This window comes from Rhizobium sp. LjRoot98, from assembly GCF_964252935.1.
Taxonomy (GTDB): Bacteria; Pseudomonadota; Alphaproteobacteria; order Rhizobiales; family Rhizobiaceae; genus Pararhizobium.
Genome location: NZ_CAXUPW020000009.1, coordinates 105,275 through 122,409 on the forward strand (window position 1 = coordinate 105,275; position 17,135 = coordinate 122,409).

Here is a 17,135-nt window from a genome sequence, read left to right on the forward strand (position 1 = left end):
GCGCTCCTGCTATGCGTACCTCGCATCCACATCAGTAGCACGGCGGAAGGGGATAGTATCCGCACTGCGGCTGGTCGTAGTACGAATTCGCAGCCGCCGCTCCGATTACGGCACCCGCCGCCACGCCTGCCGCTACAGGCGCGCCGTACCAAGCCCCGTGATAGGCTGGCGCGTGATAATAACCTCCTCCGACATGGGCGACACTGACGTCGCCGACGCGCGCATAGCCACCGTGAAAACCACCGCCGCCAAAGCCACCACCACCGAAGCCGCCCCCTCGGAAGTTATCGATAAAGAGCGCGGCCGGCCCCGACGATCCGGCAAGACTTCCTTCCAGAACCGCGATGTCGAAGGTGAGTGTGGTTCCTTCGAGCTTCGGCGACTTCAGCGTGACGACGGCATCGTTAACGTCCGATCCATCGCCGCCGAGCACGGACACAGTGGCGTTCGGTGGGTCGACGGCGAAGCTGTCTTTGCCCTCGTCCCACTGCATGATGAACTGCTCGGTAGAGACGTGGCCCGCCGCCCGCACAGGTCGATCCGCGAAGACGATCGAGCTTGCTGCCACCCCGGTCAGAATCAGCTTGTCGCCTTCGATCTTCGCGCCCGCCGCGTTGATGACGGCAAGCGAAGGAACCGGACCGGTCTGTTTTACAGCGCCGATCGTCTTTTCCAGCGGAACGTGCGGTTTCTTAGTGACATCTTGAGCAAGCGCTCCAGTGGCCACTACCGCGACGCCGAGAGCCAATGTCATCAATCCAATGCGTGCGTTGGTCATCGTGATTTCCTTGCCGTTGGGCATTCATTCATTTGCCAGGAAAAATCTGCTTCCAGTCAGCCTTCATGTCGACCACGGTCCAGCCGTTGTCTGCGGCAACGTCGAGCGCCTTGTCGAGCTTGCCGAACGGTGTGTCGCGATCGTATGCGTATTCGCGTTCGGCATCCGTGTGGTGCACGATCAGACCGAAGCGCGGCATGGTGCCCCCCATTGTCGTCCACTGAAGCATCTCCAGGTCGCCGTCCGAGTTGCCGAAGGCGGCGATCGGGCGACGACCGATGTGCTGGTTGATCCCCACAGGCTTACCCACCTTGTCATCGATGAAGTTGACTTCGGGCAGTCGCAACAAGGTAGGGACGTCGTCCCGCATCACGAACTGTGTCTTGATCGACGAGCCGATGACCTGTTCCGGCGGGATGCCATAGACCTTCTCGGCCCAGGGCCGCATGAACTCGACGCCGCCGCCGGAGACGATGAATGTCTTGAAGCCGTTGGCGCGTAGATAGGCCAGGAGTTCGAGCATCGGCTGGTAAACGAGTTCGGTATAGGGCTTCTTGAACTTCGGATCACGGGCGCTGGCGATCCAGTCGTTGGCGATCTTCGCAAACTCATCGCTTGTCATTGCCGAATGGGTCGCCATGATCAGCTCGATCAGTCCCTTTTCGCCTGCAGCAGCCAGCGCCTTCATGTCATTGTCGAGGACGGCCTTGAAGGGTTGCGTGTCTTTCCATTCCGGGTGCTCCGGGGCCATTGTCTTGACACGGTCGAGCGCGAAGGCGAGCTGCACATACATCGGATGCTCGGCCCAAAGGGTGCCGTCATTATCGAAGACGGCGATACGCTCTAGTTCGGGTACGAAGTCGGGCGTGTTCTCCTTGGTCACCTTCTCGACGAAAGCGACAATAGCCGTCTTCGAAGCGGTGTCGTTCCACGATGGGAGCGGATCTGTCTGAGCGAATGCGGGCACTGCAAAAACCAGGCAGGCAAGAAGTGCCAGCATTGCTTCTCGGTTTGCCTTCACTGGATTGAACATCGAAATCATGGCAGGCCTCCGGCTAAGGGTTTGCACAGCGCGTGGAAGCGGACGGCTCCGGTTGTCCGAAGCCGTCCGCAAGTCGTCAATTGCCTGTTGGCATAGGGATGCTTATGCCTTCTTTTGAAAGGCTATCCCTAACCCATTGGTATTTCTCATAGTTTGAGAGGGTGAGCGGGCCTGTGTAAGTAAGGCTCTGTTGCTTGCGCGGGGGGTACTTCACATATGTCGCCATGATCGTCTTCAGCTCTTCGCCCATGACGACGCCCATCCACGTCCGCTCGGTGAAGTTGTTCATGAAGATGTCGTAGCGTTCCTGCGGGTCCTGCCACAGATCGAACACCTGCGGTACAGTCGCTACGTATTTTTCTGGGCCCTTCCACCCGAGGTTGGCATCTACTGCCAGTCCACCAGTGTGTGCCCCGTCGTCACCACGAATGTTGAAGGCGAACTTGTAGTTGTTGACGCGGATCGCGCCCGGCGAAAGCTCGTTCTCGGTAAAGTAAAACCAACTTGTGCGGTCTGATTTTCCTGTGCCAAGCAGGACTGGTGTCATGTCATAGCTGTCGAAGATGATCGGCTTGTCTTCGCGGTCATTGGTTGGTAGCGGAACACCGCCTGTTGCAGCGAACGTCGCCATCAAATCGAGACCGCCGACGATGTCGTGGTTTTTGCTGCGAGGCTTGATCTTGCCCGGCCAGACGGCGATGGCTGGAACGCGGTTGCCGCCTTCGCGCAACGTGCCCTTGGTGCCGCGGAACGGGGTGTAACCTGCATCCGGATAGACGTCCTGCCAGGCACCGTTGTCCGTCGTGTAGAACACGAGAGTGTTCTTGTCCTGGCCTGTTTCACGCAGCTTGTCCATGATCCGGCCGATGCGTGTGTCGAGTTCCACCACCGAGTCGGCATACTTGCTCTTCGACAGGGATTTGTGCTCGAACTCGGGTGCCGGAAGGTTCGGCTGATGCACCTTCATGAAGTTGACATTGATGAAAAAAGGCTCATCGGGCTTCTTTGCGGCCTCGTCGAGGAACTCGATCGCCGCTTTCTCGACATAACCGTCAAAGAACGGTATGCCGACGACACCTTCCTTGCCGTCGATCACCGGAGTATCGACGTACTGGCCGTTGATTTTGAAGTCTTCCTTGACTTCGCCACCGGCCTTGCCGGACAGCGAGCCTTTCGTCACCTTCTGGAACATGGCTCGCAACTTCGGGTCCATGTCCGGGAACCAGGTCGGGTCGGCGTAGGTGTAGGCATTGAGATGGTAGAGGCCGACATGTTTCATCTCGTCATAGCCCTGCGCGATCGGCAGCGCATAGTCTGCCTCGCCCAGATGCCATTTGCCGGTGAAATACGTGTGGTAGCCACCGCGTTTCAACACCGAGGCCAGCGTCCACTCGGCAGCGGGCAGACCGCCGCCCTGGCCCTGGAAGGCCACGGTGGTCATGCCGCTGCGGTTGGGAATGCGACCCGTCTGCATCGCAGCGCGTCCGGGTGTGCAGCTCGGCTGTGCATAGAACGAGAAGAAGGTCATGCCTTCATCGGCCAGCTTGTCGATGCTCGGCGTCGGCATGCCGCGGCCTTCGCCACCGCCATATGGCCCAAGATCCCCGTAGCCGGTGTCGTCGGAGACGATGAACAGTATGTTGGGCTTGGATGTGGACTGTGCCAGCGCGGGGGACATGGCCCCCACGAGAAACGTCGAAGCCGCCAAGGCCCCAAACGTGTAGACGAGACGAAAATTCATCCTGAAATCCTCCAGTGAGGTTTGGGGCCAGAGCCACCAAGCGCGCGAAACGCTTCCGGTACGTGCCCGTTTTTTTCAATTCACTAAAACAATAAATCTGCACGCCAATACGGTGACGCTCTTCGGGGGTCTCAGGCGTCACTGGTGAGCAGCCGGATTGGCCTGCCCACTCAGGCGGGGAAGGTATCCGAGGTCTCGCACCAGCGATATTGTCCTTTTGGGCAGAATCATCATTTTTCGACAGAGTCGAAACTTAAAGCGCTGGTTGTATTAGTGATTGCCGCTTGCTAGGTTGCGCTACCTTTTCGGGGGAAAAGTGATGGGCGTTCTGCGTAACTCGACCTGCCTGCGGCAGTGGCTCACAAGCGTCGGCCGACTCTGCCTCCTCCTGTTCGTGATATATGTCCCGGCGGCGGGCGGTCAGGCATTGACCGAAAACCGCTCTCCACGCGTTTTGGTCCTTTACCCCTATGATGAGCGGATTGCAGCTACGACCGTGGCCGGCGAGGCGATCCGCGCGCGGCTGCTGGATGCGACGGGCGGCAAGATCGATCTTTTCTCCGAATTCCTCGATCTCGCGCGCTTTCCCGAAGGCGAATACGTCGAGCGCATGGCGCAGTTCCTGGGCGAAAAATATGTGCGCCACCGCCCCGATGTCGTGGTCGCCCTTGGCGAGCAGTCGGCAAAATTCATCGTTGAGCATCGTGCCGCCCTTGCCCGAGACGCGAAGATCATCGTCGCGGGTTTCAACAAATCGACTGCGCTGAAGATGAAAATGCCGCCCGATGTAATCGGTGCGTTCACCGAGTTCAACATAATCAAGACGGCGGCACTCGCCCGGCGTCTTCACCCAAGCGCCCGACATCTCTTCGTGCTGGGCGGGTCATCGGAGTTCGATCGATGGTGGTTGGAAACGGCGAAAGCCGAGCTTGCCGAGTTTTCGAAGAACTACGACACTACTTATCTCGAGGACCTGACCATCGAGGAATTTGTCGCTAAGGCCGCTGCGTTCCCGGCGGACAGCATCGTTCTGGCACTGACGATCTTCCAGGACCGCAGCGGGCGAAACTTTATCCCGCGCGACGCTGTCAAGCAGATCACCGCCACGGCAAGCGCGCCCGTCTTCGGCCCGTACTCGACTTATATCGACTACGGATCGGTTGGCGGAAACGTCGTGACATTCGAGGCGCTGGGAGAGAGTGTCGCGGATCTGACCCTTGACGCCCTCGACGGAAAGCCCATCACCCACGTCCAGGCTCCGCACTTCGATGTCGTCGATGCCCGGCAGTTGAAACGCTGGGGACTGTCCGAACAAAATCTGCCGCCCGGTACCTTCCAGATGTATCGACAACCGACTTTTCTGGAACAGTATTGGTTGACGGTCCTCGTGGTTTCGGCAGTGATCACTCTGCAGAGCGTCTTCATCATCATCCTTCTATTTGAACGACGGCGGCGTCGCACGGCGGAGGTGGAATCCCGGCATCGCCTGCTCGAAGTCATTCACCTCAATCAATCGGCCACGGCCGGCGCGCTTTCGGCATCCATCGCGCACGAACTCAATCAGCCGCTCGGTGCGATCCGCAGCAACGCGGAGGCCGCTTCGATTGTCCTGAGGTCCGCGTGTCCCGACCTGAAGCTGATCGAACAGATTCTGACGGACATACAGGACGACGATCAGCGCGCTCACGACATCATTTCCCGCATGAGAGGCCTTCTCAAGAAAAGAGCGGAAATCGAATGGCAAGAATTCGATCTCAGCGAACTAACCGCAACGGCGATCAAGATCCTGAAAGGGGAGGCGGTTCGCAGGGGCATCGAGGTGCGCTCGAAGCCCGCTAGAGAGCCGTTGCTCGTCCGCGCGGACAAGATCCATGTGCAACAGGTGGTTCTCAACATCGCCATCAATGCGATGGATGCAATGACGAAAGCGGGTAACGAAAGAAAGCTCACCCTTGAGACGCGGTTAACGAAAGACGCCAAAGCGGAGCTTTCGATCTCGGATTCCGGCGACGGCATCCCCGACGACAAGTTCGCCACGATCTTCGAGCCATTTTACACGACGAAGGCCTCTGGGACGGGTCTCGGTCTCTCAATCGCCCGCACGATCGTGGAGACCTATGGGGGAAGGATAATGGCCTCCAACGGAGGCGACGGCGGCGCCGTGTTCCGCGTGGTATTACCGTTAGCAAGAGCGGAGACCAGATGAACCCGATCATCCACATTGTCGACGACGATTATTCATTCAGGACTGCCGTGGGGCGGCTCTTGTCAGCGTCCGGATATGGGACCGCTCTGTACGGGTCGGGCGAGGAGCTTCTTGCACGCATCCACGACATCGTGCCCGATTGTTGCATTTTGCTCGACCTTGATATGCCGGGTTTGGACGGGTTGGCGCTGCAGGAACAGCTTATGCAGCAAGCACCGCTCCTCCCTGTCGTATTTCTGAGCGGACATGGGGACATCAAAGCGAGCGTCCACGCGATGAAGGCGGGTGCCGTCGATTTCCTGGAAAAGCCTCTGAATGGCGTGGTCTTGCTCGAGGCCATTCGTCGGTCCTTGCAGCGCGCCGTCGCACGACGAGAGGAATTCGAACGGAACCACGCCGCCAGAACAAGATTAGCCAGCCTGACGCGACGTGAAGTCGAAGTTCTACAACTGCTCGTCCGTGGAACACTCAACAAGCAGATCGCTCACGTTCTCGGCACGTCGGAACGGACGATCAAGGCGTATCGACACAATCTCATAGAAAAAATGGGGGCGAGGAATATCGCCGAAGCGGTTTCCATTGCCGAGAGGCATGGGCTTATCGCGGCTGCCGAGGAACGCTCGCAGCTTTGAGCTTCCCCAAAGGACAATAGCGGCAGCTTCACACTCGTCATAGGATAGCTGAAGAAACGGGGCCGGCTCAGTGTCGATTTGACCCCCGGAAAGGCATGCCTTTGGAAACTTCACCCCGTGTCGTGGCTGTGGTCGACGACGACCCCAGCATGCTCAGGAGCGTCCAACGCCTCCTCAATGCCAATGGTTTCTCAACGGAGGGCTACCCTTCCGCAGAGACCTTCCTCGCCCAGGCTCCACTGCAAAACCTGGGCTGCACGATTTTCGACATCCAGCTTGGCGGCATGTCGGGCGTCGAACTTTGGCAGCATCTGAAAGAGAGCGGGAGGGACCTTCCGGTGATCTTCATCACGGCACTGGAAGACGAAACGCTGGAGCGCGCTGCGCTCGAAGCCGGGTGCGTCGCCTATCTCCGCAAACCATTCGCGGCAAAATCATTGGTCGCGGCGGTCAACACCGCGCTTATTATCTTGCCTCGGGGCTGACCGCAAATGCGAGAAATGTGCCCCGACTTCCCCAAAGGACAATAGACGAGACTTCGATCTTGGCTCACACATCAGCACAGCGCGGACGTTTCGTCCGGCAGAGGAATGCACTCGACCCACTCAATTCGGATCGGATACCAGCCTATGTCCACTCGTCTTTCATTCGTGGCTGGAGCCACACTTCTGGCTCTTCTTTCCTTCGCCTCAACAAGTCGCGCAGAAACCATCAGCTTTGCAGACGCTGTCACCACTCTCGCAACCGATTGCGGCAACGACATCAAGAAGCACTGCAAAGGGCTCAATCTCGGAGGTGGAAAGATTCAGGCCTGCCTCGAGAAAAACGCTGGGAAGGTCTCGCCGACCTGCACCGCGACACTCGCGAACGTCACCGCCTCCATCAAGCAGAGACTTGCGGCCCAATCGTCGTTTGCAAAGGTGTGCGAGCATGACGCCGCGCAATACTGCAGCGGCTTAAAGGGGGAGGGCAACCTGCTTTCCTGCCTCGTGAAAGCCAAGCGCGTGAACGAGCGCCAGTGCGGCCAGGTCATCACAGACGCCGGTTGGCGTTGAGCGTCCAGACGAAGGGAACGTCCACATGAATAAAATCCGTATCACCGCGATGCTCTCCGCAGGCCTGTTGTTGATGGCAGGCCAGTCGTTGGCCCAGGATCTGGGCGACAAGCAGCTTGTACGCACGCTAGGCCGTGTCGAAGGCGCGGCGCCGGCAATCGACGTCGCCATCCTCGTGGAGGAAGCATCCGCCAGCGCAGGCAAGGGCGCCGCCAGCCTTCCGCATTGGCAGGAGCTGTCAAAGCTGTCGCAGATGATTGTCGAGATCAATTTCGAAAACGATTCCGTCGCCATCGAGCCGAAATCTTATAGGACGGTAGGACTGATCGCTGACGCCCTCCATCATCCGAACCTGCGACGCTACAAGTTCCTGATCATTGGCCACTCAAGCTCGACGGGCGATGCCCAGCATAACCTGACGCTCAGCCAAAAGCGGGCAGACGCGATCACCCAGGCGCTGTCCACCACGTTCGCCATCGCGCCAGATCGCCTCTACGCTGTCGGCGTCGGGCAGGAATGGCCGCTCGATCCCAACAATCCGGAAGCTGCCGATAATCGTCGTGTTCAACTCATCAATCTGGGGCTCGTGCGCTAGAACGCGGTTTAGATCCTGATCCCATAGGAGGAAGCAATGGCTTCGAAATCCGTAATGACGTTCATACTGATCGCGTTCGCCGTGCTCACAGGGTGCGCGAGCACGGCGTCTGACAATACCACCTACGCGCAATCGCAGGGCCTCGGCCCCGACGCCACTGTCGGCGGCGACCGCAGTTCGGGCCTGGATCCAGGACCGGATCAGATTGACTGAGAGTAGAATCCACAGGCTGACGAAGGTGGCGCTCGGACTATTTACGAGAGAAGATTTCAACGCGGCTAATGGAAGGAAATCCCTTTGGTGGCACGCATGCCGTTTCGGACCTGGGCGGCGCCCGCAGCGGCGTGGCTTGTTCTTCTCTTGCCGGCATCGTTGACAGGAAGCGGCGTTCACGCGACGGCAGCCGGGCTGGCACTGATCGCCACGGTCTTTGCCGCCGTCTACCACGCCGAAGTCGTCGCTCATCGCACGGGCGAGCCGTTCGGTACCTTGGTTCTGGCCGTAGCGGTCACGGTGATCGATGTGGCGCTGATCGTCTCGGTCATGATCTCCGCTCCGACGGAAAAGATGGGACTTGCGCGCGATACCGTGTTCGCAGCCGTGATGATCGTGATGAACGGCATCGTTGGGCTTTGCCTGCTTCTCGGCGGCATTCGTCATCACCAGCAGGGGTTTCAGGCTCACGGAGCAAACGCCGGACTGGCGGTGCTCGCGGCCCTTACCACGTTGACGCTTGTCCTGCCTAATCTTGTCGCCACAGCTTCCGGGCCGATGTTCAATACATCTCAGCTCGTCTTTGCGGGGTTTGTGTCGCTGGTCTTGTATTGTGCCTATGTCTTCGTGCAGACCGTGAGCCACCGCGACGATTTCCTCACCCCTGAAACCGGTGACCAGCACCAACATGCGGCATCTCCATCGAACAGGGCGGCAGTGATAAGCGGCTGCTTGCTGGTTGTCGCCCTCGTCGCGGTCGTAGGGTTGGCGAAATCCCTGACGCCGGCGGTGGAGGGGGCGATACGTTGGTTCGGGCTCCCGGAAGCCGTCGTCGGTATCGTCATAGCAGCAGTCGTGCTTCTGCCTGAATGCGTCGCGGCTCTTCGGGCGGCGAACGCCAATCGATTGCAGACCAGCCTCAACCTGGCTCTGGGCTCCGTCCTCGCAGCGATGGCCTGACGATCCCGGTCGTGGCGCTCGTGTCTATCGTGATAGGCCAACCACTTGCGCTGGGATTGGACGACAAGGATCAGGCCCTGCTTATGCTGACGCTGTTCATCAGCGTCATTACACTTGGAACTGGCCGGACGACGATGTTACAGGGCATCGTCCATCTTGTCGTTTTCGTCGTATTTCTGTTTTTTGCGATCGCTCCTTAAGAAATGACGTCGTCCTTTGACATGCGGTTCTTCCATCGCTCGACCAAGCCTATCCAGCTCCAGTGAGACACAGAACAGACCGAACAAGACTGCGACCACGTACAGGGCCTTGGCGACCGCCTGCCAAAGCGGCGGGAAGACTTCCAGTTCAGGAAAGTGCCGGAAGAACACCGCCGAGAACAAAGCTCCGCCGAAGAAGAAAGTGACCCGGCTGGCGAACAGGAACAGGTGCGCAAGCAGGATGTTATGGCACGGGGGGACGATCTCGACCCAGGCCAGTCGAGACCAGTGAAGCAATGGAGCAGCATGGAAACGAATACGATCAGAATTTGATCGGCGATCCGAATGTCCAGACGCTCGCCGAGATGGGTCACAAGGAAGTAGAATATCGGAAACACGAGCCAGACAAGCATCAGTGCACATAGGATCTGCCCGAGTAGCAAGATGGCGTAGCAGTATCCGCTGTTAATCTTGCCCCGACCGCTCATTCGTCTATTGCCTTCCAAGGTGCGCCAGCGCTTCACGGAGCGGAGCATCCAACACGTGAACCGCCGACCTTTGGCAGCTCCAGGAACTGGTAGCGGAGGAAATAACGCTCATATACGGACGATAGCGGTTTAACTTCAGCCATGAAAGCCACGGTAGCCGAGAACGGAAGTATTCCGCATTGCGCCTCCTAGTCGGTCATTCCGCATACTTCATCCAGCAACCAAATGGTGATGGTCCGCTTACATTTCGGCACTCCGGAAATTAATTCGGGTGTCGCGATGCGCCTCATGAACGACTGTGGTATCTGGTAGATCGGCCGCGGCACGTCACATCGACATTTCGCCTTATACAGAAATGGCCTGGCGACATGGTCAATCAATCCCTCAGTCCGTCGTCAGCGAATTCTGCCATTTGGAAGGCCGGCGCGGGCGAGATCTGCGGCAGCCCGGTCGAGGATAGTGGGATCTCGGAAGTGCCACGCCTTTTGCCACGACTGGATCGTTGCATCCGGGGCAGTCTCCAACATTTTCAGGACAGCAGCCTTCGCCTCCGGTTGGCGACCAAGGCGCATATCGGCGATAGCAAGCTGCAACGGAGCGTCCGCGAAATCGGTTGTTTTCAGAGCCTTCACGGCGTCTTCGTTTCTACCCAGCACGATGAAGATGAATCCGCGAACGTAGTTGAAGAACCATGCCAGACTTGGGTCGCGAGCGGCTGCAGTGTCGGTCAGTTCCAGCGCCTTCTCAGCTTGGCCTGCTTGCAGAAAAATGCTCCCTGCGTCGGTGAGTGTGAACGCGTTGTAGGGCGCCGCCGCAATGGCTTTGTTCATCGCAACAATAGCCCCATCGTGGTCAGACTTGAGCGTCAAAAGCCAGGCGCGAAGCCAATGCGCCAATCGCGCTACCTGAGGGCTCAGGTCCTTGTTAGACAGGACCATGTCGACCAGGCGATTGGCTTGCTGAAGATCGGCCTCTGGGTCGGAGCTGTAAAGTAGGCCGACCTTCAACCAATGAGACCAGCCCAGCTCCACGGTCAACAGGGGGGAGTTGGGGAAGAGTTGCAGCCCCTGTTGCGCGATTTCCCCCGATCGCTCGAGGCCCTCCTTCGTGAAGAGGTTCAACTGGCTTTCGGCGCGTAGATAATAGTCGTATTCGGCCAGGTTGGTGCTGTCTCTTCCCCAAGCCCGGCTATAGTCCGCTTTTCTTATTGCTCCCCACTCGCCGGTCATCGCTCCGACAATCTTGCCGGTCAGTTCATCCTGCAATGCCCACGGGTCTGTTCCGCTCTTATCGAAGCGATCTGCCCAAATATGGTCGCCTGTTTCGGCGTCGATGAGTTCCGCAACGATCCGTATCTTGTCGCCTTCCTTGCGCACGCTGCCCTCGACGACATAGCCGACGCCTAAATCCTTGCCGATCTGGCGGACATCACTTTCCTGTTTCTCATAGGCGAAGGATGATGTTCGCGAGACGACGGCAATGTCGGAGAAACGCGAGAGGATGGCGATGACATCGTTCGCCACTCCTTCTCCCAAATAACCCAGGTTTCTCTCGGCACTCAGATCCTTAAACGGAAGCACTGCGACGCCAGGCATTGCACTGGGAGCCGTTGACCAAATTGTGCTCACTGCACCGTATAACGCGGTCCCGGCGACGATCGTCGCGGCGAGGACTAACGAGACCCCCATCGCCCACCATCGGCGACCGATGGCCCGGCGGCGTGAGAGCCCTCTGCGTGATCCGCTGTCCGTACTCACGAAATAGATTTCGATCGGCTCTTCGATATTCTTAATCCTCTGCAGACCGGCAGGCTCAAAGGCAAAAGCGAGCTTATTATTGACTTCCTTCGCCACTTTCCCTGAGACGCAGATGCCGCCAGGGGGGGCGAGCTGCTCCAGCCTGGCAGCGATGTTGACGCCCTCCCCATAACGGTCGTCGCCATCGACGATCACTTCGCCCAGATTGATGCCGATGCGGACATTGAGCTTCTCCGCCTCATCCACCGAAGCATTGCGTTCTGCCATTCCCCGCTGGAGAGATACGGCGCACTCGATGGCATCGACTACGCTGCCGAACTCCGCGAGCAGGCCATCACCCATGAGCTTGAAGACCCGACCATGATGTAACGCTATTTCAGGCTCGAATAGTTCAGTGCGCCGCTTGCGAAGACGGTCAAACGTTCCCGATTCGTCTTTTTCCATAAGAGACGAATATCCCACCACGTCGGCGGCTAGTATTGCCGATAATTTGCGCTCCATGTCTCGGCTCCCCAACATGAACTCTGCGCAAAGAGCTTACTGCGTTTCACAAGACATTTCACGCGGAGTTGCGGTGCGGACGCCATGGTCGCGTTCGAAGTGCTCCGTCCAGCCTATGGAAAAGGTCTTCTCCTGTATTGACGGGAAGGCCTCGCAAAGTCTCGTCACAACTGGACGTAACGGCAGTCTATCAATCGTCGTTAGTGTTGTTCTCCTCGCAGCGCCACCGGGCTCGGGGTCGGCTTGAGCGTCAGGTAGCAGACCAGGACAATGATGACGGCGAGGAAGATGAAGCTGGTGACGATGGTTCCGAGACCGAGGCCGCCATATTCGACCGGCTGCGACAGCAGGTCGCCGAAGGATGCGCCAAGCGGACGGGTGAAGATGTAGGCCACCCAGAACACCAGGATCGCGTCCATCTTGAGGAGGTAATAGGCCGCCGCGATCGCGGCGATGCTGGCCCCGAACAGGATGCCGGTTGTCAGGTAGCCAAGCGCAAAGACCTCGGCGACAAGGTCGCCCGCAGCCGTGCCGAGCGCGAAGGTGAAGAGGATGGCGAGCCAGTAGAACCCCTCTCGGCGCGCGGTGAAGATCGTGTGGATCGACAGCGTTTTTTCCGCCGCGTACCAGACGGCAAAGGTTGCAGCCAGGGCCAGCGTGAAGCCGATTGTGGTGGTTTCCAGCGCGAGGCCGAAATTGTCGACGAGATTGTCCGTCACTAACGTTCCGACGATGCTGATCAGGACCACGGCCGTCCAATAGACCGCCGGCACATAGCGTTTCTGCGCAAACTGAAACCAGAGCGCGACCACTAGGATGGCGGTCATGAATATGGACGTGACCGTCAGGCCGAAACCCAGGTTGACCGCCAGATAGTCCGCAGCGGTTTCGCCCATGGTGACGGCCATGAGCTTGATGAGCCAGAATTCCACGGTGACCTCGGGAACCCGATTCTCCGGAAGGAAGGAGGAAGCGGTGTATGTCATGGTCGTACTCCGGTCAAAAGGGGATGGGTTACTTGCCCATGATTGTCATGGCTTCTGTGAGGAAACCGTCGGAACGGGCGTCATCATCGGCGTTGCAACGCTCGACGGCTTTCGTTTCAAGGTCGTTGACCTTGGTCATGTCGGCCTCACTGAGTGTTGCGGTCGCCTTGGCGGCACGCATCTCCTTCAGCATTTCCTCGCAGGGCACATTGCCGGCCTGCACGCTGGACACGGAAAGCGGCACACCTGCGAAGCTGATGAGGAAGGCAGCGGCGAGAAAGACTTTTTTCATTGGAATTACCCTTGAGTGCTAGGCGTGATTGCCCCGAAATCGGACCGTCGAGCCGTGACGGACGAATACTCTCTACTGGCGCGCTCATACGCACGCTTTGCCGTAAGGATACGGTTTTGTAAGGTGGGCACGAAAAGGTCGCAGCCGTCTTCGCAGTTGGCGGCCGGAACGCAGCATATGCGGGGGGGTGGGCGGCCCTTCGCCGTTGAAAATCGCGCTTACTACCAGAACTTACAAATCAGTAATCCCGGCGCGAAGCTGCGGTAAAATCCTGCATTCATGGTTGCCCGGTCGGAGGAGAGGTCCGCGTTCGAACGGAGATAACGATGCTATTAGTCGCCACGCTCTTCATGGCGTCAGCCATGATGACGAATTTCATGCATACAGCGGTTGCAGCGACGATGGTCAGCGATCTTGGCGATCTCACCAATTTCAAGACAATGGCCAGGGACACGCTGGAGCTGGTCGCCAAGGGCGATCTCGCCAAGGCGGAGAAGCGGAGCACGGATTTCGAAATCGCGTGGGACGAGAAGGAGCCGACGCTCTACCTGATGAACAAAACCGAATGGGACGTCATCGATGACGCCGCCGATGCGGCCATCGGCTCGCTGCGCCAAAGCAGCCCGGATGCGAGCGGGGCGGAGCAGGCCGTCACCGGGTTGCTGAACGCGCTCGACGATCCGACCGCACACTAGGCAACCCCGCTCGTCAGGCGGCGACTGTTTTGGCCTGCTATCGTCTGGTCAGAGCGGCCTCTCCCGTGTTTCGGGACGTTTTCTCCCATGAAGACCGGCAGCCCGTTTCCTGCTAAGGAAACGCCTGGCGGCACAAGCGAGATTTAAATGCGCATTCTTCTGATCGAGGACGACCGAAAAACCATCGACTATATCGTCAAGGGCCTGATGGAGGCAGGGCATGTCTGCGATCCGATCGATGACGGGCGCGACGGGTTGTTCCAGGCGACCCGCGAAGCCTATGACGTTCTCATCGTCGACCGGATGCTGCCGGGTCTCGACGGCCTTTCGGTCGTCAAGGCGCTCAGGGCCGCGCAGGTCAAGACGCCGGCACTTTTTCTGACGTCAATCGGTGGTGTCGACGATCGTGTCGAGGGATTGGAGGCGGGTGGAGACGATTATCTCGTCAAGCCCTTCGCCTTTTCCGAACTGCTCGCGCGGGTAAATGCGCTTGGCCGCCGCCCGCCGCCGCTGGAGCAGACGACGGTGCTGCGTGTCGCCGATCTCGAGATCGACCTGATAAAGCGGGTGGTACGCCGGAGCGATCAGACTATCGACCTGCAGCCGCGCGAGTTTACGTTGCTGGAAACGTTGATGCGCGGCGAGGGGCGGGTGCTGACCCGGACCATGCTGCTGGAGCGCGTTTGGGACTTTCATTTCGATCCGAAGACAAGTGTCGTCGAGACGCATATCAGCCGGTTGCGGGCCAAGATCGACAAGCCATTTCCGGTCCAGCTTCTCCATACGATCCGCAATATCGGTTATAGCCTGCATGCTCCGCGCTAGACTGCATCGAAGCACGCCCTTCCGGCTGGCGCTGGCCTTCGGCCTGCTGTTCATCCTCGGGTTCCTGATTTCCGGCCTCATCACCTATCAGTACCTGAAACGGGAGCTGATGGGCTCGCTCGATACGTCCGTCACGGAAATGTATGCGGTCACCACGTCGAATTATGCGCCGAACGACATGGAAGACCTCGTCGCGGCGATCGAAGCCTATGGGAAGCACCCAACCTCGGACGAGCGGGTCTTCTCGCTAGTTGATCCCTCCGGCCGGCGCATCGCCGGTAACGCCACTGTTCCGCTTCTGCCTGATGGTCTTGCGAGCATTACGGCACAGGAAATCGGCCTGCCGATTAATACGACCTTTCGCGTTTTCTCGGGGTCGATTGGCGAGAACCACCTGACTGTCGGGCGCAGCCTATCTGAAACCGATGATTTCGAGGATATCGCCCTTTTCAGTTTCGCCTGGGTGGCGGTGCTGACTATTGCCTTTGCTGCCGTCGGTGGAGTGCTCCTGGCACATCGGGCGCAGCGGCGGCTCGACGGCGTGGTCGAGACCATGGTGGATATTTCCAATGGTCGTATGCAGGCGCGCATCCCGTTGAGCGGCAGACGCGACGACATCGATCTCCTGTCGATCCAAATCAACGACGCGCTGGAGCGCCTGTCGCGGCTGGTGGAAAGCATGCGCCAAGTCAGCGCCGATATCGCCCACGATCTCAAGACACCGCTCAACCGCCTGAAAATGACGATCCAGGATGCCATGAGCCGCAATGAGCAAGGTGAACCGATCGAGGATCTTCTCGCCGATGCGCTTGGCGAAAGCGACCAGATTAACGCCACCTTCGAGGCGTTGCTAAGGATTTCGCAGATCGAGGCCGGGGGTCGCAAGGCTCGCTTCCGCCCCGTCGATCTCCTCGATCTGATGACCGAAATCGTGGAAGTCTACGCCGATGTCGCGGAGGATAACGGCCAGTCCCTGACATTTGCCGCGCCGCCCGCAGGGACTTGGTTAGTATCCGGCGATCGCGAACTCCTGACGCAGCTCTTCGTCAATCTCATCGAGAACGCGATCAACCATTGCCAGCCGGACACTCGAATTAACCTCTCGCTTACGGCGGCCGAAAGCATTCTGATCGCGACCGTTCGTGACACGGGGCCGGGCATTCCGGAAGCCGAGCGTGCCAAGGTCTTCCGGCGCCTCTACCGGCTCGACAAGAGCCGGTCGACACCGGGGAGCGGTCTCGGCCTCAGCCTCGTTCGCGCTATCGCCGACCTGCACGGCGCCGATATTACGCTGGCCGACAACGAGCGGGGATTAATGGTTTCCCTTTCGTTGGCGCGGGCAAAACCCGTCGCGCAATAGCCTCGGGTCCCCGATCTTCCTAAGCTTGCCTGCATTCCATTTGCCTGAAGTCACCACGGCTATCTGTCTCGGACGCGTGATCATGACAATATTTCGCGTGAGTATTCAGGCTATTGTCAGAAAACCCAGCCACTTTCGCAGGGCCAAGAAGGATTGCCCTACCATGCGACGATTTTTGAAATGGACCATGATTGGCCCGGTAGCGTCTGTGTTTATCCTCGGTAGTTACCTGCTCGCCATACAGTTGACAGGCAATTTTCATGAGGTCGTGCCTGGCGAACTTTATCGATCCAACCAGCCGACTGCAGGACAAATTGCGAATTACAAGCGGCGCTACGGAATCAATACCATCCTGAACCTGCGCGGCAGCAGCGAAGACGCCTCCTGGTATCGTGAGGAGGTTGCCGCAGCGACGTCACTGGGTGTGAAACATATCGATTTCAGGATGTTGGCGGAACGCCAGTTAACGCTCGATGAAACCCACCATCTCATTGCCCTGCTGCGCGATGCGCCCAAGCCGCTTCTCATCCATTGCAAATCGGGCTCGGACCGCACGGGTCTCGCCGCAGCAATCTACCTGCAGCAGATCGCAAAAGTGAACGAGGAAACTGCGGAACAACAACTGTCACTGCGCTTCGGCCATTTCGCCATCCCTTATCTGTCGCCGGCCTATGCGATGGACGAAAACTGGGAGAATCTCGAAAAGACATTTGGCCTATCCGGCTGACAGGACAAATGTCGACTGGTTACGATCGTCATCGGCGAAATTCCATCTGCGCGATCGTCCGGGCTCGGACAAGCGCACCTAT

General features: G+C 58.6%; 17 protein-coding genes and 1 pseudogene. 11 read left to right on the plus strand and 7 right to left on the minus strand.

Annotated features, from left to right (window positions below; genetic code table 11):
* Nucleotides 1–31: 31 nt before the first annotated feature.
* The 3 genes from ACSQ3J_RS23780 to ACSQ3J_RS23790 all read right to left on the minus strand — a co-directional run bounded on the left by ACSQ3J_RS23780 (nucleotide 32) and on the right by ACSQ3J_RS23790 (nucleotide 3,561).
* On the minus strand, nucleotides 32–778 hold the full coding sequence (locus tag ACSQ3J_RS23780) for a hypothetical protein (protein WP_060501815.1): 747 nt from the start codon (nucleotides 776–778) through the stop codon (nucleotides 32–34).
* Between the two features lie 28 nt (nucleotides 779–806).
* A complete protein-coding gene (locus ACSQ3J_RS23785) occupies nucleotides 807–1,820 on the minus strand; it encodes an HAD family hydrolase (protein ID WP_060501649.1) in 1,014 nt (337 codons plus the stop codon).
* 76 nt (nucleotides 1,821–1,896) lie between these two features.
* Nucleotides 1,897–3,561 (minus strand): arylsulfatase, encoded by a 1,665-nt coding sequence (locus tag ACSQ3J_RS23790; protein WP_060501651.1) that lies wholly within the window; start codon nucleotides 3,559–3,561, stop codon nucleotides 1,897–1,899.
* A 319-nt stretch (nucleotides 3,562–3,880) separates the two neighbouring features.
* On the opposite strand from ACSQ3J_RS23790, the gene ACSQ3J_RS23795 reads away from it, so the two are divergent.
* The 7 genes and pseudogenes from ACSQ3J_RS23795 (at nucleotide 3,881) to ACSQ3J_RS23825 (ending at nucleotide 9,422) form a co-directional block, all read left to right on the plus strand.
* Nucleotides 3,881–5,767 (plus strand): sensor histidine kinase, encoded by a 1,887-nt coding sequence (locus ACSQ3J_RS23795; protein ID WP_436040535.1) that lies wholly within the window; start codon nucleotides 3,881–3,883, stop codon nucleotides 5,765–5,767.
* Nucleotides 5,764–6,399: a response regulator transcription factor gene (locus tag ACSQ3J_RS23800; RefSeq protein WP_060501653.1), complete on the plus strand. Its 636-nt coding sequence runs from the start codon at nucleotides 5,764–5,766 to the stop codon at nucleotides 6,397–6,399. The genes ACSQ3J_RS23795 and ACSQ3J_RS23800 overlap by 4 nt, the downstream gene beginning before the upstream one ends.
* A 95-nt stretch (nucleotides 6,400–6,494) precedes the next feature.
* On the plus strand, nucleotides 6,495–6,884 hold the full coding sequence (locus ACSQ3J_RS23805; protein ID WP_060501656.1) for a response regulator transcription factor: 390 nt from the start codon (nucleotides 6,495–6,497) through the stop codon (nucleotides 6,882–6,884).
* A gap of 144 nt (nucleotides 6,885–7,028) precedes the next feature.
* Nucleotides 7,029–7,454, plus strand: a complete 426-nt coding sequence (locus ACSQ3J_RS23810) for a cysteine rich repeat-containing protein (protein WP_060501658.1) — start codon at nucleotides 7,029–7,031, stop codon at nucleotides 7,452–7,454.
* Nucleotides 7,455–7,479: 25 nt separating this feature from the next.
* Nucleotides 7,480–8,049, plus strand: a complete 570-nt coding sequence (locus ACSQ3J_RS23815) for an OmpA family protein (protein WP_060501659.1) — start codon at nucleotides 7,480–7,482, stop codon at nucleotides 8,047–8,049.
* Nucleotides 8,050–8,085: 36 nt separating this feature from the next.
* Entirely contained in the window at nucleotides 8,086–8,262 is a 177-nt protein-coding gene (locus tag ACSQ3J_RS23820) for a hypothetical protein (RefSeq protein ID WP_156397354.1), read from the plus strand.
* A 96-nt stretch (nucleotides 8,263–8,358) separates the two neighbouring features.
* Nucleotides 8,359–9,422 (plus strand): annotated as a pseudogene (locus ACSQ3J_RS23825) (calcium:proton antiporter).
* On the opposite strand, the gene ACSQ3J_RS23830 reads toward ACSQ3J_RS23825, so the two are convergent.
* The 4 genes from ACSQ3J_RS23830 to ACSQ3J_RS23845 all read right to left on the minus strand — a co-directional run bounded on the left by ACSQ3J_RS23830 (nucleotide 9,360) and on the right by ACSQ3J_RS23845 (nucleotide 13,446).
* On the minus strand, nucleotides 9,360–9,719 hold the full coding sequence (locus ACSQ3J_RS23830) for a hypothetical protein (protein ID WP_436040470.1): 360 nt from the start codon (nucleotides 9,717–9,719) through the stop codon (nucleotides 9,360–9,362). The pseudogene ACSQ3J_RS23825 and the gene ACSQ3J_RS23830 overlap by 63 nt on opposite strands.
* 586 nt (nucleotides 9,720–10,305) lie before the next feature.
* Nucleotides 10,306–12,168 (minus strand): adenylate/guanylate cyclase domain-containing protein, encoded by a 1,863-nt coding sequence (locus tag ACSQ3J_RS23835; protein ID WP_436040471.1) that lies wholly within the window; start codon nucleotides 12,166–12,168, stop codon nucleotides 10,306–10,308.
* A 200-nt stretch (nucleotides 12,169–12,368) separates the two neighbouring features.
* Nucleotides 12,369–13,154 carry a COG4705 family protein gene (locus ACSQ3J_RS23840; protein ID WP_436040472.1) on the minus strand — a complete coding sequence of 262 codons (786 nt, stop codon included), beginning with the start codon at nucleotides 13,152–13,154 and terminating at the stop codon, nucleotides 12,369–12,371.
* Between the two features lie 28 nt (nucleotides 13,155–13,182).
* Complete coding sequence (locus ACSQ3J_RS23845) at nucleotides 13,183–13,446, minus strand: hypothetical protein (RefSeq protein WP_436040473.1); 264 nt, start codon at nucleotides 13,444–13,446, stop codon at nucleotides 13,183–13,185.
* A gap of 326 nt (nucleotides 13,447–13,772) precedes the next feature.
* On the opposite strand from ACSQ3J_RS23845, the gene ACSQ3J_RS23850 reads away from it, so the two are divergent.
* The 4 genes from ACSQ3J_RS23850 (at nucleotide 13,773) to ACSQ3J_RS23865 (ending at nucleotide 17,053) form a co-directional block, all read left to right on the plus strand.
* Nucleotides 13,773–14,141: a hypothetical protein gene (locus ACSQ3J_RS23850; protein ID WP_436040474.1), complete on the plus strand. Its 369-nt coding sequence runs from the start codon at nucleotides 13,773–13,775 to the stop codon at nucleotides 14,139–14,141.
* A 147-nt stretch (nucleotides 14,142–14,288) separates the two neighbouring features.
* Nucleotides 14,289–14,966 (plus strand): winged helix-turn-helix domain-containing protein, encoded by a 678-nt coding sequence (locus ACSQ3J_RS23855; RefSeq protein ID WP_436040475.1) that lies wholly within the window; start codon nucleotides 14,289–14,291, stop codon nucleotides 14,964–14,966.
* Nucleotides 14,953–16,326 (plus strand): sensor histidine kinase, encoded by a 1,374-nt coding sequence (locus ACSQ3J_RS23860; protein ID WP_436040476.1) that lies wholly within the window; start codon nucleotides 14,953–14,955, stop codon nucleotides 16,324–16,326. Before ACSQ3J_RS23855 ends, ACSQ3J_RS23860 begins: the two co-directional genes overlap by 14 nt.
* 163 nt (nucleotides 16,327–16,489) lie before the next feature.
* A complete protein-coding gene (locus ACSQ3J_RS23865; protein ID WP_436040536.1) occupies nucleotides 16,490–17,053 on the plus strand; it encodes a dual specificity protein phosphatase family protein in 564 nt (187 codons plus the stop codon).
* The last annotated feature ends 82 nt before the right edge of the window (nucleotides 17,054–17,135 follow it).